This window comes from Caloramator quimbayensis (assembly GCF_900167605.1).
Taxonomy (GTDB): Bacteria; Bacillota; Clostridia; order Clostridiales; family Caloramatoraceae; genus Caloramator_B; species Caloramator_B quimbayensis.
The window spans coordinates 14,058-37,028 of the sequence record NZ_FUYH01000015.1 but is presented as its reverse complement, the minus strand read 5'-3'; the positions used below and the strand labels follow the sequence as shown (position 1 = coordinate 37,028).

The following is a 22,971-nucleotide window of genomic DNA, read 5'->3' as shown; positions in this document are numbered from 1 at the left end:
TATAGCAATATTTGAGAATAGTCAAATGTAAGATTAAATTTAGGATCTTTTTAATCTTCTCCTGCAACCTTTTCTATAACTTTAATAACACCATTGTTATTATTATCAAGAGCTACAAATCTTGCCTTTGCTTTAACATCGTGGGGTGCATTTCCCATCGCATAGCTGTAATACGCTCTTTTAAACATTGAAATGTCGTTATAATAATCTCCAAAAACTAAGGTTTCTTCTTTTTTAATATCGAATATGTTTTGAAGAATTTTTATTGCATTTCCTTTGTTAACATCTTTGTTTGTTATATCAAGCCATACATTCCCTGATACTTCATATTCAAATCTATTGCCTGTTGCAATTTTAATTCTATCAACTTCTTCTTTTGTAAAGCCTGAAGTTTTAAATATTCCAATTTTAAATATATCCTCATTGATTTCATAATAGTTTTCTATAAAAGACATATCCGCATCCGAAATTGCAAATTTATGAATAAGCTCTTTATTCTCCCTTAAGAGATAGTTCATATTCTTACAAGTTATATATATTTCAAAATCCATATTTAAATCAATCAAAGCTTTTACGCTTTCAAAGCATATTTCTCTATCAATAGGATTTTCATAAATCACTTTTCCGTTATTGTTATATTGAACTACAGCTCCGTTAATTGCAACTATTATTAAATCAGAACCATAATCTTTAAAATTCCTGCAAAGAGTGCTGTAGAGCCTGCCGCTGGTTGGAACGAATTTAATATTTTTTGATTTTAAAACATTTAAAAGGCTTTTTAGTTTTTTATCTATTTCACCTTTATCATTTAAAAGAGTACCGTCAAGATCTGTTGCAATAAGTTTAATCATAACACTACCACTTCCATTTCATATAAATTTCAATGAACTTATCCTCCACCTTAATTTATATTACAAGCAATCAGTTAACATTGCAATATTAAAACTTTATTATATTAAATTTAAATATTGTAAATAATAATTAACCGTCCCTCTCTTTTCTCACTTTTAAAAAAGCAGGTATTTAACCTGCTTTTTATTTTATCTCATATACTTTTGATAATGGATTCATGCCGTCTAAAGAATCCCAGATAAAATATTTAATCTTTAAATTCTCTGAAGAATTGGGTATTCTCATCATAACAGTTAATACAGCATTGTCATTAGCTTTAATCTTTTGCTGAGATGCTCCATAAAGAATCATCTTGTCATTTTCATCAAATAATGCAACAATCAGCGCTACATTTTGTTCAGTATTTGTGTTATTTATTCCTTTTATGCTTATCTTTGCATCCTGCCCCTTTATTATCTTTTCTGGTGCTTCAACAGTTACTATTTCAAAATTATCCTTTTGTACAGGCTCCTCTATAAGAACAATTTCAGATGTATTTCTAACCCTAAGTCTTGGACCATTCGGATCAACTGAGGCTAATCCAATAGCGCTTATCTTGCTTCCAACATTAATTCTTTCATCCCACTTTCCTGCTTTAGATGAATCGCCACTTCCATCACCTATATATCCATCGACGAATATTCGTGCTTCTCCGCTTCCATCATCAACATAAATATTCTGGCTGTCCATCCTCGTTACATTTCCAATTACTTTTACCAAAAGTCCTCCATATTTGCTGTCCATAGAATCCTTTGTTGACAATAAAGTAGGTTCTACAGGATTTATAGAAGTATCTGTTACTGAATATTCGATAACTCTAAGTTCCAAATCTCCTTGATACTCATCTAATGTTCCTATTGCTTTTACTCTTTGCCCAACCATTATGTTAGTATCTGAAATTGGGAAAAGGTTTATACCTCCAGTTTCGTCCTGAACATATAAAGTATCAAAGAAAGCATTATCTGAAGGTGTCTTTCCTGCTGTTACTGTTCCTTCTACACAGAAAACATCTCCCTTTTGTCCTGCACGAACAGTCGAAATTTGAGATACCGGTATTACTTTCTTAATTGAGTTTAGAATATTCATAGTTATATTATAGTTACTGTTTTGAAGCTGCGTTGAATTATCAAGCTGAACCTTCACTTCAAAGTCTGAAATAAATACCGTTCCTCCAATAAACATCTTTCCTCCGTTAGGAATCTCTTCTACTGCAAGGGCATAAACGCTTCCCTCAGGAAGTGATACCCCTGTAAGGTTTTTATTAGAATCTATTGATCTTGTTGTATCATAGCCTTTTACAAGCCATGTAACTTTACCTGTATTAAGGGCATTTTCATCGATATTTAAAGAACATCCGCTATAAAAACTATAGTTTTGTTCTGGAAGAACGCCACTTAAATAAGGCGAATTAAAATTATAGTTCCTAAAGGCAAGTCTGAAGTTTTGATTGTTTAATTTATTAACATCATCAACAACCTCATCGTTGTTAAATCTTGTTGTTGCCCCTATTCCTTCTAAAAGTCTATTCATCTGAGTTGATGTCTGATATTCTCCTGTGCCGTCCTGATAGTCAGCAATTCCGCATATTATAAGGTTTCCTCCCTTGTCTACAAATCTTTTAACCACAGCAATATCCTCTTCGCTAAAGCTTTGGGGCTGATATGGAACACCATTTACAGTTCCCGATTTTTTTGCTGGGGCCGTTATAATCAATAGCTGTGCATCCTTTAAAACATCATCAGTCAGCTTATTCTTCTCGATATTTACAGCAATCTTTTGGCTGTTTGCTATCGTTGTAAAGTTATTTAAATTATTTGCATAATATCCATAAACATAATCATTAAAATGTGTTGCATCTACAACAACTTTAGTCGTTATTGCAGGGTCAACAACTTCTATCTTTAAAACATCTGTATAAATTTTTTCAACGCCATTAATTTTTGCTGTCATTCTTACATCTATATTGTATTTCCCTGCAGAAGGCGCAACATAATCAAAGGAGTATGAGCCTGTTCCTAAAGAAGGCACAAAAGTTAATTCAGATGCAGAATTTATTACCTCACCATTTATTGAATAAACTAAGCTTGTTATTTCCATAGGATAGTTTTCATTGTTAAAATAATTTGTAGTTATTTTAAAGCTCTCACCCTTTATTGGAAGTGTTGTGCTTGGTGTTGTCTTTGAAATACCAGCCTTATCAACTTCACCTATCCAAACTGGTGCTGTAACTGCAATATCCTTATCAGCCTCATCTACTCTTATATAGTAATATGAATAATTAGCAGAAAGATTAAATTCTATTAAATCCTTATTAGTTGAAACTGTTTTTGAATCAACTACCTTCCCGCCGTTTGCAATTACTGAAATTTTCCCAAGAGCTTCATTATCAGCATCTTCAATATCAACCTTTATGTTTACACTAAAGGGTTTATTCTCTAATATGCTTCCCATTACTTCTCCATTTAAAGTATATTTAATTCTTAAGTTACTATCCTCAGTGGCATAAACCCTCATATTTCTCATAGCATCATAAACATTGTCCCTTGTTAAACTGTCAGCTAAAATAACGGTTCTTCCTGTATTTGCTGTTCCCCAGTTTCCAAGATGGTTGTCCTGATTATTTGTTGGTGCAAGGTGCCACCCCTTATCAAGAGCCCTCTGATAATATTCATAAGATGGGAAATACCCGCTGCTTCCAATCGCTCCTTCTCCATTACCTACTTCAATTAAAGTAATCAGCTTATCTATTTGAGGGTCATAATATGCAAAATCATTAAAATCTCCAAAGGTAGGTCCTGGATGGTTCATCTGTGATATTGAATCAGGAAATTGTTTTAATACATCATAATACTGCTTTAGTCCATCTAAAAGCTTATACTTTGCAGTATCACGGGTTTCAAATCCAGGAGTATTAAAAGTATTCATATGTCCTGTACCGTTTGACCAAGTCATTTCAAAGCCGTATATTCCAACAAAGCTGCTGTCTGTATATTTATCCGCTGCTGCTCTTCCATTCAGCCATTTTGTACTCTTTGAACCATCAGCCATACTTGAAGTTGAAGCATTGTCAAAGGAATTTGAATGGTCAGTTACTGCGAAAAAGTCGAGCTTTGCAGTTCCCTTTGCATAACTGTAGGCATCATCAAGTGTTCCTAAACCATCAGAATTAGTTGTATGGGAGTGAAGTTGGCCAAAGTATATATTATATTCTTCACTAACTTTTTCAGTAAAGGTGAAAGTCGTTACGGGGCTGTCAAGCAGTCCTTCTGCTGTTGCATAGGCCTTTATTGTTGCAGGAAGATTATTTAAAACTATGGGTGCTGAATAATCATTCCACGTTGTACCATCATCAAGGGAATATTTAATCGTAGAATTTGGAGTTTCACAGGAAAGAGCAACCTCTTTATTAAGAGGAACAGCTCCCCCATTAGGATTTGCTGTAACTGCAGCTGTTTTGCCTTGAATGTAGCTAAACGTAGATATAACGCTGTTATTTAATCCATCTTTAATTCCATAGGCCTTTATAGTTGCTGGTAATGTTTTAAGAGTTATTTGTTCCTCTTGATTATATGGGATAAATTCACTGTCATTAATCGAATACATTATGGTTGCACCTTCAGTTTCACAGTAAAGAGAAACCTTTGAGCCTAATGCAACTTCTGCGCCGCTTTCAGGTACTGCAGTAATACCTGCTACTGTCTGAGCATTAGATACAGGAGTGCCAGTAATTATTATATTGTTAATGTTGCTTGTACCACCTGATTGCACTTCTGTGGTAGTCGTAGAAGTACTTGATGTATTACTTGTCATTATAAATCTTACATATACTTTATCCTTATCTGCTAAATCGCTTGGCAAATTAATTTCAGGCATATAATTGCTAAGGTCAGTTCCTGTTATTGCATAAGTGCTGTTTGGAACATCAAGCCATGTATTCCCTTCATCGATGCTGTAAATAAGCTTAAAATCCCTCGGTCCTGTTGATGATGAACGAGTCTTTGCAGATAAGCTTAAATTGTCATAACCTTTTGTTGAAAACTCAATCTGCCAGTACTTACTATTCTCTCCATTGTCCCAGCCATTAATAGATAAGCTTCCTTTACTATAAGATGGTATTGCATCCTTAAAATTCTTTAAAACTGCCCCATCTTTATATTCTCCATCTGTGGCAGGAACAGGATAAGTTGTTGGAGCTGCTGTGTAATCCCATGCTGCTATCCTCTGAGGCTGTGCTGCTAAAGCAGGAATGCTTGTACTAAAAAAGTTTAAAACAATAACCATTACGACAAACAACGAAGTCACTTTCTTAGAAAGTTTTGATTTAAAAAACACAAATACTCCCCCCTAATTTATATTTATAAAAGCTGCTCATATAGCAACTTTATAAATTCAAAATAAAACCTTATAATATTTTATTCTTACATCAAAATAATGATTTTATTTTTTCATCGATAATATAATCTTTTAATCAAGAATTAACAATGTTTTTGTTTGATATATATCACAAATCATAGTTTGTACTTCTATTTTAGTTTAATACTATTTTATACTTTTTTTCCTTTATATGTCAAATGTATCTGCAAATTTATTATCTTTTATAATCGAGCCTATAAACACTTAAAAATGCTATTTCTTCATTATCCACGAACATAAAAAACGAATATTTAACCTGTTTTATGCTCTATGTTAGAATGTAAATCTTTTTTTAAAGCTACAAAAAAACACCCAGCTGACTTAACCTCGTCAACTGGGTGGTACTTTTTTCCTCCTTTCTCCGGTATCTAACACCGGAGATTCCTAACATCGGAGATTGAGAAAACTTTTTTACACTAACCGTCCCAAAATATCCCATCTAAGTATGGCTTCCCTCTATCTCTCTTCATATTCCACACCACACTACCGAGCCAATAGCCAACTCTAATAACCAAGCTATAGCCCATGCCGGGCACACCTAAAAAACGGTTAATGATAATAATCATTAACCGTCCCACATTATTTTAACGCCTCATCTACTAAATCCTTTAAAGTTCCTTCATCCATAAATCCTACATGCTGATTTGTAATTTTAAAATCCCTATTTATTATAAATGTTGTTGGAATTCCTCTAACTCCATACATATCCGATACTTTACCATCATAGTCCATTAAAGGAGTAAAATTATAATTATTAGCTTTTAAGAAACTCTTAACAGTTCCGTCATCTTCTCCAACGTCAACAAATGCAAATACCACATCTTTCCCATTATATTCATCTGCCATCTTAGCAAATCCGGGAAGCTCAGCTTTGCATGGGGGACACCAAGTCGCAAAGAAATTAAGGACAACCACCTTCCCCTTATAATCAGAAAGTTTAACATTATCCCCATTTAAATTTTTAAGCGTAAAATCCATCACCGCTTGAAGATTATCAGTATTTTGCTTGTTTTCATTCTGTCTGCTTTTAAAAAAGGTATAACCTATAATAGAAAATAATAATACAATTACTATTATTAAAATCGATTTTTTACTCATATTTATAACCTCCATAATATACTTGAAAGTTTTCCTATATATCCGGTAAATAATAGTATGCCGGTTATAATCATAATAATACCTGTAATCAGTTTAATTGTTTTTGCTCTCTTCATAAGAATATTATTTTTTATATTAAATCTTTGAATTAGAATTGCAATTATAATAAATGGAACAGCTATTCCCATTGAATACACAAATAATAGCAGGATTCCATATGTCATGGAGCTTTTGCTTGCAGCTATTGCAAGCACTGATGCAAGTATCGGGCCTACGCAGGGAGTCCATCCAAAAGCAAGTCCAACCCCAAGCAAAAACCCGTTAAAAAAGCCATCATTTTGCACTTCAATATCAAGTTTTCTTTCCATCATCAAGAAATTAGATTTAATAACGTCAATATAAAATAACCCCATAAATATAATTAGAATTCCAAGTATCTTATCAAAAAAATCCCTATATGCAATTAGAAACTTTCCAATTCCGCTTGCAGCCGCTCCAAGTAAAACGAAAATAATCGTAAATCCAAATATAAATGAGGCTGAATTTTTTATGAGTCTTTTATTTCTTGCTTCACCAGACAAATAAGCAATATATATAGGTATAAGCGGTAATAAACAGGGTGATAAAAAAGATGCAACGCCCTCTAAAAAAACTATACCTAAGGTTATGTCCTTCACACAATCACCTCCTACCCCTTAGGGGTATATGTATATTTTATTATATATTATTCATATAATCAATATATATGGGGACAGTTAGTATGAAAAGTTTTCTCTATTCTCCGGATTTTTTAACATTCATGCTCACAATGCACACCCTATTCATTGGCTAATAGTTCCCACTTCAAGCCCATAGGGACATTAACTGCCAAGCTGCCGCCCATGCCGGGCACACAAAAAAAGCGAAAAAGCTTATATCTGCTTTTTCGCTTTTCTCTATCTTTATTTTAATCTTACAAAAAATTTAACTAACACCATTTCTTATAAATATTATCTGCATTTTTCAATCCAAAGCTTTGCAACATCGTCCTTTGGATTTAATCTTAATGCGAGGTTAAAAGCTTTCTGTGCTTCTTCTAAATTATTAAGATAATAGTGACAAACTCCCATATTGCATATAATATCAGAGTTGTCAGGCTTTATCTTTAAAGAGCTTTTGAAGCTCTCAAGGGCCCTGTCAAATTGATTAATACAGGCATAATTCAGTCCAATCTCATTATATATCTCCGGAAGCTCCCCATTTTCCAAAAGCTCATATAAAGTAAACAGAGCATTTTCATAATCTCCCCTCTGCCTTAGAGCCATAGCTAAATAATATTTGCAGTTCATATCGTTAGGATAAAATTCTAAATACCTGTTTAAAACATCTATAACTCTGCTTCCTTCTCCTACTTTTATTTTCTCAACTGCCTTATCGTATTCCTCAGTAATATCTATTTTATTTATATATTCCTCAGCTTTTCTTTTAAATTTTTCATCATTTAAGCATTTTGAAAGATACATTTTAGATAGAGCCCTATCCTTATCAAGATAATATTCTCCAAGGAAAAAGTGAGGAGCTGAATAATCAGGGTAATCCTTTGATAAATTTTTAAGCTCATAGACAATCTCTTCCTCTAAAAATTTATACCCTGTTTTTTCGTTAAGACTCATCAGCAAATAAATCTGATTCATTATGTATTCCTTCTGATTATATATTGTACAAAGAGCTCTTGCATAAATTAAAGCTTCCTTTAAATTAGTGTTTTTATTGTTTTCAATCTGCATAATCAAATAGCTTTTTGCTTCTTTTATATTTTTTAAGCAATCTATATAAAAATCCCTATACTTAAAGGACAAATCGCAGCTTAACACATAGGCCATACCATTAATAAAAAAGCTTATAGGTATATTTTCCTTTTCTCCCTTTGCTAAAGATACCATATCCCTTGAATATACAGGATATTCCCCCCTTTGAAGAATCACCCTGTCTTTAACTTTAATATCTTTTGCTATTTCCAAAAACAATATATTATCAAGTTCTTTTTTTAAGTAACTAACAAAATCCATAAAACCAACCTCTTAATCATAATATTTTACTTTACTTATACTACCATATAAATGCTTCATATAAAAGCCTCAAATAAAAACTTATTTCAAAGCATGGGAAGCAGGGGGACGGTTACTTATTATATCAAATAATAGACATGATATTTTATAAACTTGGGGGACAGTTAACAATTATTTTTCATTTAAAAATATGAATAATCATTAACCGTCCCACTAATACCACTGATATCTTTACTTAAATGTGAAAAATAATTAACCGTCCCTCAAATCTCAAAAACATTTCTAAAAAAGTTATAAATAATTGTTAACTGTCCCTTGAAAATTTAGTTATTTTTACTACTATTTTTAATAAATTCGAAAATAACTGGAACGAAAGTATTAAAGGTTTTGTAATTTTGTCTATTGGTCAGGTATTCACTCTTTATCAACTCATATATGTTATTAAGATTCTTATAGCCCTGTTTCTCAAAAGTTATAATGTCCTTCTTTGCATCAATATCAGGATGATACTTTTCTAACACTATTGCAGTAACTGCCCTTATTATAGTTTCGTTAATCTGCCTTTCAAAATTATTCTCATTTTTCCCAACAATATCGCTGTATATCAAATACTTAGCTATTAAGTCTTTATTTTTTAAACTTACATCATAGAAATTATGAGCAGTTTCATGATAAAGAGTAAGGAGGTTATTGTGCTTATCTTGACTTGGATTCATAATATTATAATAAACAACGCTTCCATCATCTAACTCTATATGCGTTGCTTGTCCTCCATCCATAACCGTTGATAAAACCACAACAAACTTAGAATTTTTAGGCTTTTCCCCAAAAAAGTCTTCAAGCCTCTTAATATAATCAAAGTTTATTTCGTCTGTAAAATCATTTATCATTTTTATATATAACTCGTTGTTGCTTTTAAAAAATTCTTCAGCCTTTGAATCTTGCGAGAACTTTTCTAAACAGCTCAAAACTTCAGAAGCTTCATTTGACTTGTTAAATAAAATATTTTCATCATATTTTAATATATCATGCAAAATCGGCCCTACAAATTTTTTAGGAGGATTATCCATTGACTTTGCAGCTTCATAAATTTTTTCAGCACTTTCATTATATTTATATCCAGAAAAATATTTTTTGAATTTATTATTAAGTTCGTATTTATCATTTGTTACTAAATAGCTTGGATGGTTTTTAAATTCTGCACCGGCAGAAGCTGCTACAAATAATAAATCGCTGTTTACTCCACTTCGAATAGTAAGGTTATCTGAAATTTTTTTATAAATATTAAGACTCTGTGGAATAAGTTTCATACTAATTGGAGTTTTAGTTACATAAGTATTTTCTATCGAAGTTTTGTTAAATTTTATCATAAACACTCCTATACAAACCAAAAGTGCAAAAGCTAAAATAAAAATAATTTTTTTCAACTCTCCCACCCCTTTAAAAATCATATAAATATATTACCATATTATTCTAATTCTATAAAAGATATTTAAAAAATAATGCCGCCAAGTAGTAACTTGACGGCATTTGTTATACAGTTATATCTTCTTGATAAACAACTTCGATTTCCTTTGGAGTTTCTGTATCGCTCTCTCTATCCTTTACAGCGCTTATTAAAACAACAACAGAGTTCAAATCATCAAGAATCTGAATTTCATCAGATATCTCCATATCACATACTCTAACTTTGTCGTGGGGTATAAGATCCGAAACATCCACAGTAAAATTCTTTGGGAGGTTCTTAGGCGAGCAGTAAACCATTATGCCATCCATCTTAAGCTCTGCAATTGCATCGTGCAGTTTAAGACTGCTCTCTCCCTTCAAAGTAACAGGAACCTTAGTCTTTACCTTTTCATTTTCATTAACCCTTTGTAAATCCATATGAATTATCTTTCTCGTTACAGGATCCCTTTGTACCTCTTTTATTATCGTTTTTTCGTTTTTCCCATCTATTTCAATATCCACTAATCCATGCTCTCCTGCTTTTTTTATAACATCATAAACATCAAGCTCAGCGAACTCAACAAGAGTGCTTTCAATATCCCTCCCATACATTACAGCAGGTATCATACCCTCTTTTCTTAATCTGTTGTTGTCTCCCTTAGTTATATGAAGTCTTTTACTTCCATGAAGCTGCATCAAAAAACCTCCTTAAAAATATTTTCTTTAGAAGTTTTTCCAAGTTTTATGCTTTTTAAACATAAAACTTGGTGCCTGTCACCGGATAAGGAGAAAACATATATGGTACTCTTTTTATTCAATTGCATAAAATAATTGATATAATGTAAAATATAAAAAAGTATTGCTGAAAAAGAGGTGATTTTTTTGGATTCTAATATTTTCGAAGATTTTAGCACACTTCTAAGCAAATATATAAAAAGACATGTTTCCTGTAAAGAAGATGCAGAGGATATACTTCAGGATGTGCTTTTAAAAATATATAATAATATAGAAAATTTAAATGATAACGAAAAAATATATGCCTATATTTACAAAATCGCAAGAAATTCAATCTATGATTACTATAGGAAGCAAAATAAATCTAATGAAAATTATACTCCTGAATTAGAATATTTTTTAGATGATGAAACAGCTAATAGGGAAATTTCTCGATGTGTAAAATCTATGGTTGATTATCTTCCGGAAAAATATAGGCAAGCAATAATTTTGACAGAATTTCAAGGCTTAACCCAAAAGGAAGTTAGTGAAATTTTAAAAATCTCACTATCTGGCGTAAAATCAAGGGTTCAAAGGGCAAGAAAGCTTTTAAAAAAAATGCTTTATGAGTGCTGTAATCTTGAATTTGACAGCTTAGGTAATGTAATAGATTTTGAACATAAAACAAAAGACTGCAAATTCTGCTAAAGAAAAGGACAAAAATGCGTCCTTTTTTCTTTTTTTGCGTCTTTATTTATAGATAAATTTATTAAGGAGGTCTTTTTATGGTAAATAAAAAAACAGGGTGCTGCACCAATAGTTCAAGCTGCTGCGGGTGCAATGATACAAATATTACAAACAGGAGAAAGCTTATTATTGATTTTTTATATCTTGACTTGAGCGTATGTGAGCGCTGCCAAGGAACAGATAAAAGTCTTGATGAAGCTATTAATGAAGTATCAAAGGTATTAGAATCAGCAGGGATTGATGTTATTGTAAATAAAATTAACGTAAACAGCGAGGAGTTGGCAAGAAAATATAAATTCCTAAGTTCCCCAACAATTAGAGTAAACGGAAGAGATATTCAGATGGATGTTAAAGAGAGCTTATGTGAATCCTGCGGAGATTTATGCGGAGATGAAGTTGACTGCAGAGTTTGGGTTTATCAGGGGAAAGAATACAGCTCCCCTCCTAAGGCTATGATAATAGAATCAATTTTAAAGGAAGTTTACGGTGGAAATAACAGCATTGATAGCGAAGAAAAAGAATATGTAATGCCGGATAATTTAAAAAAATTTTACGCCGCAATGAAAGCAAAAAGTTGAACATTAGAGAGTAAATAAACTCTTATATTCCAAATCCCCTAAAAGAGATTAAGCGCCCCAAATAATTTGGTGCGCTTAAATCTTAACCTTTATGCAAATGCTTTGCAAATTATAAGCAATAAAGAAATATCAACTAACATTTTTTAATTCTTCAGCAAGATTTAATGTCCTAAATATATAACTCTTTGCCGCATTATTTATATAATTTTTGTTATTTCTATACTTAATTAACAAATTTATAGCCTTATCGTATTCACCTAATACTATATAAAGCCTGCTAAGCCTCTCTTCTATATAATCTCTGCTAATGCTTTTGTTTTTTTCTTTCCAGTTTAATTTCAATGCTAAATTAAAACAGCTGAAGGACAAATCAATATATTTATTTTGTTTTAGTGAATCATTATATTTTATAAGTATTATATATATATATATATGTAAAAATATAATAGCCCCAGCCTATAAAATACATCAACTGCTTCCTCACTCCAGTTTTCATAGGATTTTTCTATCATATCCTTCCTAAAACCATTTTGTTTAACATAACCTATTTCTTGTCCTAACTGTATTTTTAAACATTTTTATAAATACTCCTGTGATTTTTTTAGATTTTATTTTAAAAGTCCCTGCTAATCATTTTTTCTTTTTAATTCCTCAGCTGTACAGCAAGTCTTGTTACTTAGACTGTTTACTCTTGCTAAAACATCATTATATCCATCTTCATCAATCAAAACAAAAGTTGGAATAAATTTACCCTTTGATATTTTCCCTTTATTAATTAAATATCCATATAACGCCCTGTCAAAATCTTTATCTAATATATTAGAATTCACTGAACTATCTTCACTGTATTCAACCGTAATAGAATTATTATCAACTACTAAATTATTAAGCCTATAAAATACAATATTATCGCTCATCATAAAACTACTTGAAATAACGTACATTATCATTTTTTTAATATCCCATACTTTACAATTTTTTATTTCTGGGAATCTTTTAATTATATCATCATAACAGCTCCTATAAAGTTTTAATGAATTATTAAAAAGACTTGAAAAATCAAAAACCCTTAAAATTAAATACATCATTTTTCTCCCCTTTATCAAAAATTAAATTTTAGTAATTTTATACCCAATTATAAATATTTAACAAATAAGAAAATATTCCCAAAAACCAGTGTAAAAATCAAAGAGGAGAATATTTATAATCTATTAATAATTCTAAATAAATATTATTCATCTATTACAGCATCTATATACTTTTTTAAAGCATCAGGATTATTTATTATTATTTTCTTATTTTCATAACTAATAATTTTCTCTTCAAGGAATTTATTGAGACATCTTGTTACAGTAATTCTTGAGCACCCTATGTTATTAGCAAGTTCTTGATGTGTAAAAAACATATTTATTGACTTTTTGCTGCAGTTATCATCCTCCGAACATGATGCAAGCCTTAAAAGAGCATCTGCAATTCTCCCAGTGGAATCGTTAAAAACGCTGTTAGTAAGTTGAAGCATCACTATTCTAAACTTTCTTGTTATGCTATGAATAAAATATCTATAAGCCTGAGGATTTTTTATTAATTCTTCTTCTATAATACTTTTTGAAATTAATGAAACCTCTGCATTTTCTTTTACTCTTGAAATTATGCTGTCATTTCCTCCGCAAAAATAATCCATTTCATTAAATATTTCTCCAGGTCTTAATACGTAAAGAAGTTTTTCATTTCCCTTAAAACTTATTATGCTCTGAGATACCACTCCTTTAACTACTATTCCAATGTATTGTTCTGCATCCAAATCAATTAATTCATTCTTTTTATATTTTTTTATAATTCCTTTAGGGCTCAAATTATTTAAAAAGTATTGTCGCATAATCTTTTGTCTTTTATTATCAAAAAGACTTTCATACATTATTACCAACTCCTATTGTATTTTCATTTAAATGTATCAAATTTTAAAATAAAATTCTATACTTTTAATACAATTTTTAAGGTTTAAGGTATAAAACAAAAAATTAATTTAAATCTTTATAATGCCAGACTTCCCGCAAACTAAAAAAAAGAGTGCCCCAATGGAAAGCTTTTTAGCTTACCAATTGGATAGCACCTTTTTTTCCATGAACTCTTTCCAGTTCCCGCTTTTTATATATATATTTTTTTCAATAAATTTATCTTCATCTTTTAAATTAACTTTATAAACAAAGGCTTTAACAACACATCCTTCCTCAAGGATTTCAACATCAACTATAACTCTATTATATTCATTCTGAGGATTTTCTTCTCCATAATAGTTTTCTAATCTATCAAGAGATTTTATCACATTATCCCAATCATTAAATTTTAAAAGTTCTCCATATATATAATCCTCTCCGTCTATCATAGCAGGATATCCTTTATCTACTTGATGGAAAAGCTTACCCTTAGTTCTTGCATATTTCCTTTCAAGTACTTTATTTTTAATATATTTATAATTAAAAAAGTCTTTCATCAAGCTTCCATATACAAATAAATAATTTTCCATATAACCACCAATTAACAAATTTTCCCTTGGGTTATTTTAATATCCTCTTCATAATTAACGGAAGCTTTAACTGCAATTATTAAGGCCTGTGTGATTTGTTCAAGGCTCATATATGGAGTATTGAATTTATTTATTACCTGCTGAGGTATAAAGGGAACATGTATAAAGCCTCCCTTTATATTAGCATATTTTTTATCTATTAAATATAAAAGTCCATACATTACATGATTGCATACAAAAGTTCCAGCAGTATTTGACACTGCTGCAGGTATTCCAAATTTTTTTATCTCCTCAGCTATAGCTTTAATAGGAAGTTTAGAAAAGTATGCCGCATCGCCGTCAGAAAAAATTTTCTCATCTATAGGCTGATTCCCTTCATTATCAGGAATTCTCGCATCATCAGCATTTATTGCAATTCTCTCTATGGATATTTCAAAACGCCCTCCTGCCTGCCCAACACATATTACAATATCTGGATTGTGTTCAATTATTTTTTCTTCTAAAACTTGTATTGACTTTTTGAATACAGTAGGAATCTCTGCTTTAACAATCTGTATATTTTCAATAATATCAGGCATGTTTTTTATTGCTTCATAGGATGGATTAACTCTTTCTCCTCCGAAAGGTTCAAAACCTGTTAATAATACTTTCATTAAATACACCTCCTAAATATAAGGTATAGGAAAAAACCTATACCTTAAAAAGCCCAAACATACATTAAAATTATGTGAATTAATAACATAATAAGCGCTATTGGAAGCTGATATTTTATTAACCCATACTTTTTATCATCGATTTCAAGTATTGCTGTAGGTACTATATTAAAGTTTGCAGCCATTGGAGTCATTAGTGTTCCACAATATCCTGCTGTGAGTGCAAGTGCTGAAGCTATAACTGGATTTGCTCCTTGAGAAAATACAAAGGGAACACCTATCCCAGCCGTAATTACAGCAAATGCTGCAAAGGCATTTCCCATTATCATAGTAAACAGAGCCATGCCTATACAATAAGCAATAACACCGAGTAAAATATTTCCTTGAGGTATTACAGTCTTAATTCCATTAGCAATAACATTTCCAACACCAGCAGCAGCAAAAACTGAACCTAATGCTGCAAGAAGCTGTGGAAGTATACTAAGCGGTCCAACAAGCTCTAAAAGCCTTCTGCCATCTTCAGCAACTTCACAGCCTTTACCTTTAGTTATTATAATTGCAAGTATTAAAGCAATAACCGTTGAAATTCCAAGTGCAACGAGTGAACCAAGCTGTTTTGTCCAAAATTGTGCTACTAAAAAAGCAACAATCGCCAAGGATAAGGCTGGGATAAATATCTTATTGCCAATACTTTGAGCCATTTTTTCTTTAAATTCATTAGTTGATTCATTAAATTTATTGAATTTAACAAGTTTAAAAGCAGATAACAGTGCCATTACTAATATTAAATATCCTATAAATGTATCATTTATCATTATTTTTTCATTTCCCCAAAGCAAACCTATCCTGCTAAATGTAAATGTAAACCCAAGAATCCCCCAGAAAAGAGCTGTTGTATATTTTGCAGGGTGACTTTTATCTTTTAAAGTAACAAAAACAGAGTAAAAGCAAACAAGACCACAAAGAACATATAAAAGTTCTGTTAACGAATTTTTAAGCATATAACCACCTCCTATGCTTTTTTATTAAGGCTACTCTGTGCCTTAATTGTATTATATTTCTTATCGAATTTTTTATCATAATATAAGAATTGAAGTGTACCAATAACCATAATAATTAAAGCTATAGGTAATGATGCCTTGGCTATATCAACTGCTTCAACAACATATCCCTGTTCCTTCATAACTCCAACAATTAATAATACTCCTCCTGATGCAACAAAGAAATTCTGTCCAAAGAAATTTCCGTAGTTTTCAACCGCACCTTCAAGTCCCTTTATTCTCTGTCTATCCCTTTCATCCATGTCTTTATATCTATTATCTGCCGCCCCCTGTGCCATCGGAAGAATAAGAGGTCTTATAAATTGTACATGCCCTCCGATTCTAAGTCCAAACATAGCCGCAAGAGTTCTTATAATAAGATAAAGAGACGTCAATCTTCCAACTGTTGCAGATTTTATTTTACCAATTAAATAAGCAGCCCTCTCACGAAGTCCATACCTCTCTAAAAGTCCAATAACAGGAAGGGAAATAATAAATATTGACATATACCTGTTAGTAACAAAAGCCTTACCAAGGGTTGTCATAATTTCATTAAATGACATTCCTGAAACAAGTCCAGTAATAATTCCTGCAAAAACAACGACAGCTATAGTGTCAAGCTTTAATATGAAGCCAATTACAATAATTAAAATACCAATTAGTTTAATCATTTTTTTCCTCCTCCCATAAATTTTAAATATAATTTAGCAATTTTTTTCATATATATTTGTAGCCTCCACTACAAAACAGAAAAAATTTTAAGGGCATTTTTTCAGAGCCTTCCTATGCACTGGATATGGAGAATGAGGGGAACTTATTCTAATAAAGTCGGGGAAAGTCGGGGGACGGTTAACAATTATTTTACTTTTAAAAATATAAATAATAAATAACAGTGCATGACTAAAAAATAGCCACAACGACGGAATGAAAAATTTTGTGGTTTGTCAAAGGTAACAGGAGGTAACAGGAGGGACGGTTAATTATTATATTAAATAATAGACATAATATTTTATGCATGTCCCCCTAATTTAGCAGATATTGTGTATGAAATAAGTAACCGTCCCTCAAAGCACCCCAAAAAAACACCCGCCTCAAAACTTTTGAAACGGGTGAAAGAAAATTACTATAAAAAATACTCATCCATTAAAAGGAAATCGGCTATATTCTTATGCTTAACACCCTCTATATTATCCTGCCAAAATTCCTCCATAGTTACAACATATTTAGGATAATGGTCTTTAATGGATAGAAGAGGTTTAAATTCTCTCTCTACAGTTTCCTGCGATGACAACCTAAAAGCTACTTGTACATATATTTTCTGTTCCCTCTTCTCTCCAATAAAATCTACCTCTTTATCTTCCATCTTTCCAACATAAACCTTATATCCCTTACGCTTTAATTCGAGCAATACTATATTTTCAAGTATACCTGAAATATCTCTGTCTCTATATCCCATAACTGCATACTTTAAGCCTATATCTGCTATATAATATTTTTCATTGGTTTGTAATACCTCCTTACCTTTTAAATCATATCTTGGAATTCTTTCAATAATAAAAGCACTTTCAAGAGCATTTAAATAATTATATACTGTTTCTATATCCACTTTTCTCTGCTGGCTTTTAAAATAATCAGCAACTTTTTTAGCAGAAAAATTATTTCCAATATTCTCAAACACAAATTTAATGATTCTTTCTAACACTTCAACATTACGTATGCGGTTTCTCTCAATTACATCCCTTAAAATAACTGAAGCATAAATATCATTTATTATTTTATACGCATCTTCATAAGCATAGTCAAAGGTATGTATTACAGGAAAGCCTCCCTTTCTTACGTAATTTAAAAATCCCCTGTGTATATCTATTTTTTCATCCTTATAAAAATAATTTTTAAATTGAATAGCTTCCAAAAAAGATAATGTACTTACATTAATTTCAACATATCTTCCTGCAATATAAGTTGCAAGCTCTGAAGAAAGCAATTTAGAATTTGAACCTGTGATATATATATCAACGTTAAAATCTATAAGAAAAGAATTAACAGCTATCTCCCAGCCTTTCACTTCTTGAATCTCATCTAAAAAAATATAGTATTTTTCCTGATTTTTAATTTTCATCTTTATATAATTATACAATTCCTTTTCATCGGTAATATCCATATATTCCATTGACTCAAAATTAATATAAATAATATTATCAATTTTTATTCCCCTATTTAAAAGCTCCTCTTTAATCATTAAAAGAACCGTAGACTTACCACATCTTCTAATTCCTGTTATAACTTTAATAAATGGCTTATCGATAAAAGCCCTGATTTTTTCAAGATACAACTCTCTTTTAATCATTTTTCTCACCTCATTTAAAATTATAACCATATTTATAGTACTTATTCAATTACTTTTTAAGGTTATAACCCTAATATTTTATTTTAGTCAATTGCCTCCCCAAAATAGCACCTGAAATTTGCTGCAATAATATATAATAAAGCAGATTAGCATTAAAATACTAAATATTTTATGTTTTTGAATGCAATTTTATTATAGAACTTTATTAAAAAGATTTTATACTTCTTTATTTCTCGCTTCATATAAAAAATGGTAGGAAAAAAGGAAGTATGGTTTATAATGCCTATAAGGTAAGTGAGGAGTTGACAAAGTACAAAATAAAAGAGATTATTAATATAATAAGGCATTTTTTATGGAGGTAATTTTAATGTTCGATTTAGATACTTGTCTTTGTTTTACAACAAATAAAGCTGCAAAAAAGATAGCTGAAGCATTTAACGAAAGACTTTTAAAATTTGGAGTGACGCGTGTTCAATGGACTGCAATGTATTATTTACTTAAATATAATAGGATGAGTCAAAGGGAACTTTCTGAAAAGATGGATATAAAAGAGTCAAGTATGGTAAGACTGATTGATAGGCTGGAAAAAGATAATTATGTAAGCCGAAGCAGAGATGCAAAGGACAAAAGAGTAGTTTATATTGAGCTTACTGAAAAGGGAAAAGATAAAATAACAGAGCTTTTACCAGAGGGTGAAAGGATGAGCAGAATTGCCCGTGCAGGTATAGAGGATAAAGATCTTGAGGTTTTTGAAAGAGTTTTGCGTAAATTTATAGAAAATGCAGAAAATAATTAATAAAATATTTATTTTCTGTTGTTTTTTTATAAAATACTTGCTATACTAATTATTAGTATAGCAAGTATTTTATAAGGAGGGTTATTTATGAAAAAAAATCCAAGAGAAATGTTAAATGAATTTATGGGAGGACTTCAATCCGTTAAGGATTACAGCGGTGAGCAGGTTGGTGCATTTATGAATCTTCTTGGTGCATGCTATAAACCTTCAAAGCTTGATGTTAAAACTAAGGAATTAATAAGCGTCGGCATTGCGGCTTACAACAGATGTGAATATTGCATAGTTTTTCATGTTTATAAAGCCCTTGAAGCTGGGGCGACTCCTGAGGAAATAATGGAAGCTGCCATGGTTGCGGTTGCATTTGGTGGCGGTCCATCTATGGCTTACAGTGTTACACTACTTAAAGACAGCGTTGAGGAATTTAGAAAGGATTTTAATAAATAATAAAAGGCAGCTGAATGCTGCCTTATTTAATAGAGAGGGTGATTTGGTTGGAAATCAGAATAGGAAATATATTACCTCATGGTTCTGAAGCTGTTATAACAAAAATTTATAAAAATGAGGGAGATTATATAGGAGCTGATGAAATCTTTCTTGAAGCTGAAGGAAACAAAACGAATATTTCGTTTAAGACTAATGTAGATGGGAAAATAGAAAAAATATTTGTCAGCGAAGGAAGTAATATAAATTCAGATACTATTCTTGCAGTTATAGCAGAGGATAACAAGAGTATATCAAGTATGGAAAGTACAACCTTTGATTATTTTTCAAATTTTTTTACTCAAGTTACTAAGAAGGAATATGAATGCGATATTGCAATAGTAGGGGCAGGTCCTGGAGGATATGTTTCAGCTATATATGCAGCTAAAAGAGGAGCAAAAGTAGTTTTGATTGAAAAGGACAGCCTCGGAGGAACGTGTCTTAATAAGGGCTGCATACCGACTAAAGCGCTGATTCGCTCAGCAAATGTATATAATACGATAAAAAAGGCTGAAAAATATGGCTGCTATTGTAATGATTTTGGAATTGATATGAATAAAATCATTGAAAGAAAAAATAATATAGTAAATCAGCTTGTGGATGGTATTAAATATCTTCTTAATAAAAATAATGTTGAAACAATTTATGGTGAGGGAAAAATATTTGATACCAATAAGATAATAGTAAAGAGCAATAATACTGAAATAACTGTTAATACAAAAAATATTATAATAGCAACTGGCTCAAAATCATCAGTTCCTAATATACAGGGTATAAATAATAAAAATATTATTTACAGCGATGAAGCACTAAATCTTACAAATCTTCCTAAAAAATTAGCCATTATTGGCGGTGGCGTTATAGGAATGGAATTTGCTCATATGCTCTCATCCTTTGGCGTAGAAGTTTATATAATTGAGTACTTTGATAAATGCTTATCTTCTTTGGATGATGATTTAATAGAGGAAATAGAAAAGCATACTAAAGAAAAGAATATAAAAATTTATACATCATCCCTTGTTAAAGAATTTATAGAATCAGAGGATGGGAATATAATAGTCAGATTCGAACAAAATTCAAAGGAACATTATTTGGCTTGTGATAAGGTGCTTTTGTCAACTGGGAGAGCCCCATATTTACCAGATATATCGAATGAAGGAATAAATCTTGAAATTAATGAAAAAGGGAGAGGTATAAAGGTAAATTCAAAAATGCAAACCAACATACCTAATATATATGCAATTGGAGATGTAACTGGCAAATCCCTTTTAGCTCATGTAGCTTCACATCAGGGAATTGTTGCAGTTGAAAATATATTGGGGACAGATAAGGAAATTAATTATGACGACATTCCATCAGCTATTTTTACAGATCCAGAAATTGCAATTGTAGGGATAACAGAGAAGGAAGCGATAAATAGAGGTATTAAGTACAAAGTATCTAAGATTCCTTACAGTGCGATAGGCAAGGCTTTGTGCTATGGAGATATAAGGGGGTTTGCAAAACTTATTGAAGATGTTGATACTAATAGGATAATTGGAGCAGCTATTATTGGTCTTGGAGCTACTGACCTATTAGGAGAACTTTCTTTAAGTGTCAGCATGAAAGTTAAAGCAGAAGATTTAATTGAAACAATTCATGCCCATCCAACAACTCCAGAAATTATTCATGAAGCTGCCCTTGGATTAAATTTAGGGGCAATACATTTTTAGCTCAAATAATATAAATTTAAGGCACTTTTAAAAGTACATGCTTTTGGAAGTGCTTTTTTGTCAATTGGGGGGAACCTACGAAACTTGATAAAATGTTTGATATTGGAATAAGTTTCCTTCATTCTCCGGTGCCTAAGAAAGTTCCGAAAAAATGCCCCACGAATTTTTTTGCCACAGCATATAGTATATATAGGCTTAGCATCTATACAATAAATAATATGTTTTTTGTGAACAATATAATTTTTCGGAGGCCTCCCTAACACCGGAGAATGAAGTTTACAAAAATATTTGAAATGCGCAAAAATAATTAACAGTGCATGACTAAAAAATAGCCACAACGACGGAATGAAAAAGTTTGTCACTTGTCAACTGGGTGGCACTTTTTTTTGCGGTATACCTCCTTTCTCCGGTATCTAACACTACATATTGTCATATATATCCAAATATGGGAATGCAACATTTTCACACTAACCGCCCCTCAAAGCACCCCAAAAAAACACCCGCCTCAAAGCTTTTGAAACGGGTGAAAGAGGATTATTATACTCTTTTTATTCCTTCTAAATCAAAATAAACATTTCTTAATCTAAATGGAGCTGGACTTGAATATATAAGTTTTAACTTTTCAAAATCACTAATTCTTTTAGAATGATAATATGGAGCTTTAAAAGATAATTTTTCGCTTCTTAGCCAATTTGGCACATCCAATTCAAGCATTTGTAAATAATAATCAATAATAGCTGATACTTTTGTTAAATAATCTAACTCCTTTAAGCTGCATTGAGATAAATCCGGCACTTCACTTTTTAAACTATTAATAAATTCAATATCTTTACTCTTTAATATTTCTATTAATTGATTAATACTTGTATCTTCGTCAGAATAATTAAAAAGTGCCTGCAAATATTTATTTCCAATCATATCCCAAATCCTCTCCTAAATATCGAATAAAATTTCTTTGTCTTTCGCCTAAAAGTTTTATAGGAACAAATTCAGTAACAACATTTAAAAGCTCCTGCTTTGTAGTTATATTCAAATCTTTACATAATAAATAAGCATCTACAAAATCTTTAGCTGGTTCCGGTCTTGCAGCTAAAACCTTCATTGCAAGCAGCTGCTGTGCTTTAGGTTTTAGTATTTTTAAATTAGAATAACATTTAAAAATTTCTTTATCTTCCTTAATAATATGTTGTAAAGGTTCTTTTATTTCATCATTTATCCAATTTTCTGATAAATCAAAAGTAGACCTTGTTAGCTCCAAAATATTACTCAATAATTTATAGTTAGTTTCACTAAATACACAGTCAATATCCTTTGTTGCTGGTCTGTTATCATAGACCATTGTCATAACTGAGCCCCCATAGATAGTAATCTCAAGCTGCAAGTGGTTTTCTTTAAGCCTCTCATTAAGATACTCAAATATCTGTAAAAGTTTGTTTTTGTCTAATAATCCTACGTTGTTAAACGATTCCATATTTTATCACCCA

At 31.2% G+C, this 22,971-nt stretch carries 22 protein-coding genes; 5 read left to right on the top strand and 17 right to left on the bottom strand.

What is annotated here, in order from left to right:
- Positions 1-50: 50 nt before the first annotated feature.
- The 7 genes from B5D15_RS10240 to B5D15_RS10210 all read right to left on the bottom strand — a co-directional run bounded on the left by B5D15_RS10240 (position 51) and on the right by B5D15_RS10210 (position 10,592).
- Positions 51-851: an HAD family hydrolase gene (locus tag B5D15_RS10240; RefSeq protein ID WP_078697032.1), complete on the bottom strand. Its 801-nt coding sequence runs from the start codon at positions 849-851 to the stop codon at positions 51-53.
- Positions 852-1,035: 184 nt separating this feature from the next.
- Entirely contained in the window at positions 1,036-5,223 is a 4,188-nt protein-coding gene (locus B5D15_RS10235; RefSeq protein ID WP_078697031.1) for a CehA/McbA family metallohydrolase, read from the bottom strand.
- 660 nt (positions 5,224-5,883) lie between these two features.
- Positions 5,884-6,402: a TlpA family protein disulfide reductase gene (locus B5D15_RS10230; protein WP_179122263.1), complete on the bottom strand. Its 519-nt coding sequence runs from the start codon at positions 6,400-6,402 to the stop codon at positions 5,884-5,886.
- A 2-nt stretch (positions 6,403-6,404) separates the two neighbouring features.
- Positions 6,405-7,079 (bottom strand): cytochrome c biogenesis CcdA family protein, encoded by a 675-nt coding sequence (locus B5D15_RS10225; RefSeq protein WP_078697029.1) that lies wholly within the window; start codon positions 7,077-7,079, stop codon positions 6,405-6,407.
- 312 nt (positions 7,080-7,391) lie between these two features.
- Positions 7,392-8,450: a tetratricopeptide repeat protein gene (locus B5D15_RS10220; protein ID WP_078697028.1), complete on the bottom strand. Its 1,059-nt coding sequence runs from the start codon at positions 8,448-8,450 to the stop codon at positions 7,392-7,394.
- 323 nt (positions 8,451-8,773) lie between these two features.
- A complete protein-coding gene (locus tag B5D15_RS10215; RefSeq protein ID WP_179122262.1) occupies positions 8,774-9,877 on the bottom strand; it encodes a DUF4932 domain-containing protein in 1,104 nt (367 codons plus the stop codon).
- 106 nt (positions 9,878-9,983) lie between these two features.
- The gene (locus tag B5D15_RS10210) at positions 9,984-10,592 is read right to left on the bottom strand and encodes a 50S ribosomal protein L25 (RefSeq protein WP_078697026.1); all 609 of its coding nucleotides are present in this window, start codon (positions 10,590-10,592) and stop codon (positions 9,984-9,986) included.
- Positions 10,593-10,769: 177 nt separating this feature from the next.
- Between B5D15_RS10210 and sigZ the strand changes: the two genes are divergently transcribed.
- Positions 10,770-11,318, top strand: coding sequence for an RNA polymerase sigma factor SigZ (sigZ, locus tag B5D15_RS10205; RefSeq protein WP_423236573.1), 549 nt, complete (start codon positions 10,770-10,772; stop codon positions 11,316-11,318).
- A 77-nt stretch (positions 11,319-11,395) separates the two neighbouring features.
- Positions 11,396-11,935 carry a DUF2703 domain-containing protein gene (locus B5D15_RS10200; RefSeq protein ID WP_078697025.1) on the top strand — a complete coding sequence of 180 codons (540 nt, stop codon included), beginning with the start codon at positions 11,396-11,398 and terminating at the stop codon, positions 11,933-11,935.
- A gap of 129 nt (positions 11,936-12,064) precedes the next feature.
- Here B5D15_RS10200 and B5D15_RS15455 read toward each other — a convergent pair whose 3' ends face one another.
- From B5D15_RS15455 to B5D15_RS10160, 8 genes are all read right to left on the bottom strand, one after another.
- Positions 12,065-12,277: a hypothetical protein gene (locus B5D15_RS15455; RefSeq protein WP_078697024.1), complete on the bottom strand. Its 213-nt coding sequence runs from the start codon at positions 12,275-12,277 to the stop codon at positions 12,065-12,067.
- 284 nt (positions 12,278-12,561) lie between these two features.
- The gene (locus B5D15_RS10190; protein WP_143287284.1) at positions 12,562-13,023 is read right to left on the bottom strand and encodes a hypothetical protein; all 462 of its coding nucleotides are present in this window, start codon (positions 13,021-13,023) and stop codon (positions 12,562-12,564) included.
- Positions 13,024-13,166: 143 nt separating this feature from the next.
- Positions 13,167-13,850 carry a Crp/Fnr family transcriptional regulator gene (locus B5D15_RS10185; RefSeq protein ID WP_078697022.1) on the bottom strand — a complete coding sequence of 228 codons (684 nt, stop codon included), beginning with the start codon at positions 13,848-13,850 and terminating at the stop codon, positions 13,167-13,169.
- Between the two features lie 177 nt (positions 13,851-14,027).
- The gene (locus B5D15_RS10180) at positions 14,028-14,459 is read right to left on the bottom strand and encodes a gamma-glutamylcyclotransferase family protein (RefSeq protein ID WP_078697021.1); all 432 of its coding nucleotides are present in this window, start codon (positions 14,457-14,459) and stop codon (positions 14,028-14,030) included.
- A gap of 11 nt (positions 14,460-14,470) precedes the next feature.
- Positions 14,471-15,112 (bottom strand): pyroglutamyl-peptidase I, encoded by a 642-nt coding sequence (gene pcp, locus B5D15_RS10175; RefSeq protein ID WP_078697020.1) that lies wholly within the window; start codon positions 15,110-15,112, stop codon positions 14,471-14,473.
- A gap of 44 nt (positions 15,113-15,156) precedes the next feature.
- Positions 15,157-16,113 (bottom strand): DUF979 domain-containing protein, encoded by a 957-nt coding sequence (locus tag B5D15_RS10170; protein ID WP_078697019.1) that lies wholly within the window; start codon positions 16,111-16,113, stop codon positions 15,157-15,159.
- A gap of 11 nt (positions 16,114-16,124) precedes the next feature.
- Positions 16,125-16,820 (bottom strand): DUF969 domain-containing protein, encoded by a 696-nt coding sequence (locus tag B5D15_RS10165; RefSeq protein ID WP_423236575.1) that lies wholly within the window; start codon positions 16,818-16,820, stop codon positions 16,125-16,127.
- A gap of 455 nt (positions 16,821-17,275) precedes the next feature.
- Entirely contained in the window at positions 17,276-18,499 is a 1,224-nt protein-coding gene (locus B5D15_RS10160) for an ATP-binding protein (protein WP_078697017.1), read from the bottom strand.
- A gap of 367 nt (positions 18,500-18,866) precedes the next feature.
- Between B5D15_RS10160 and B5D15_RS10155 the strand changes: the two genes are divergently transcribed.
- The 3 genes from B5D15_RS10155 to lpdA all read left to right on the top strand — a co-directional run bounded on the left by B5D15_RS10155 (position 18,867) and on the right by lpdA (position 21,487).
- Positions 18,867-19,295: a MarR family winged helix-turn-helix transcriptional regulator gene (locus tag B5D15_RS10155; RefSeq protein ID WP_078697016.1), complete on the top strand. Its 429-nt coding sequence runs from the start codon at positions 18,867-18,869 to the stop codon at positions 19,293-19,295.
- An 87-nt stretch (positions 19,296-19,382) separates the two neighbouring features.
- Entirely contained in the window at positions 19,383-19,739 is a 357-nt protein-coding gene (locus B5D15_RS10150; RefSeq protein WP_078697015.1) for a carboxymuconolactone decarboxylase family protein, read from the top strand.
- Positions 19,740-19,777: 38 nt separating this feature from the next.
- A complete protein-coding gene (gene lpdA / locus B5D15_RS10145; RefSeq protein WP_242948733.1) occupies positions 19,778-21,487 on the top strand; it encodes a dihydrolipoyl dehydrogenase in 1,710 nt (569 codons plus the stop codon).
- Between the two features lie 537 nt (positions 21,488-22,024).
- Here lpdA and B5D15_RS10140 read toward each other — a convergent pair.
- Positions 22,025-22,405: a hypothetical protein gene (locus B5D15_RS10140; protein WP_078697013.1), complete on the bottom strand. Its 381-nt coding sequence runs from the start codon at positions 22,403-22,405 to the stop codon at positions 22,025-22,027.
- A complete protein-coding gene (locus B5D15_RS10135; RefSeq protein WP_078697012.1) occupies positions 22,392-22,958 on the bottom strand; it encodes a DUF6036 family nucleotidyltransferase in 567 nt (188 codons plus the stop codon). Before B5D15_RS10135 ends, B5D15_RS10140 begins: the two co-directional genes overlap by 14 nt.
- Between the last annotated feature and the right edge of the window lie 13 nt (positions 22,959-22,971).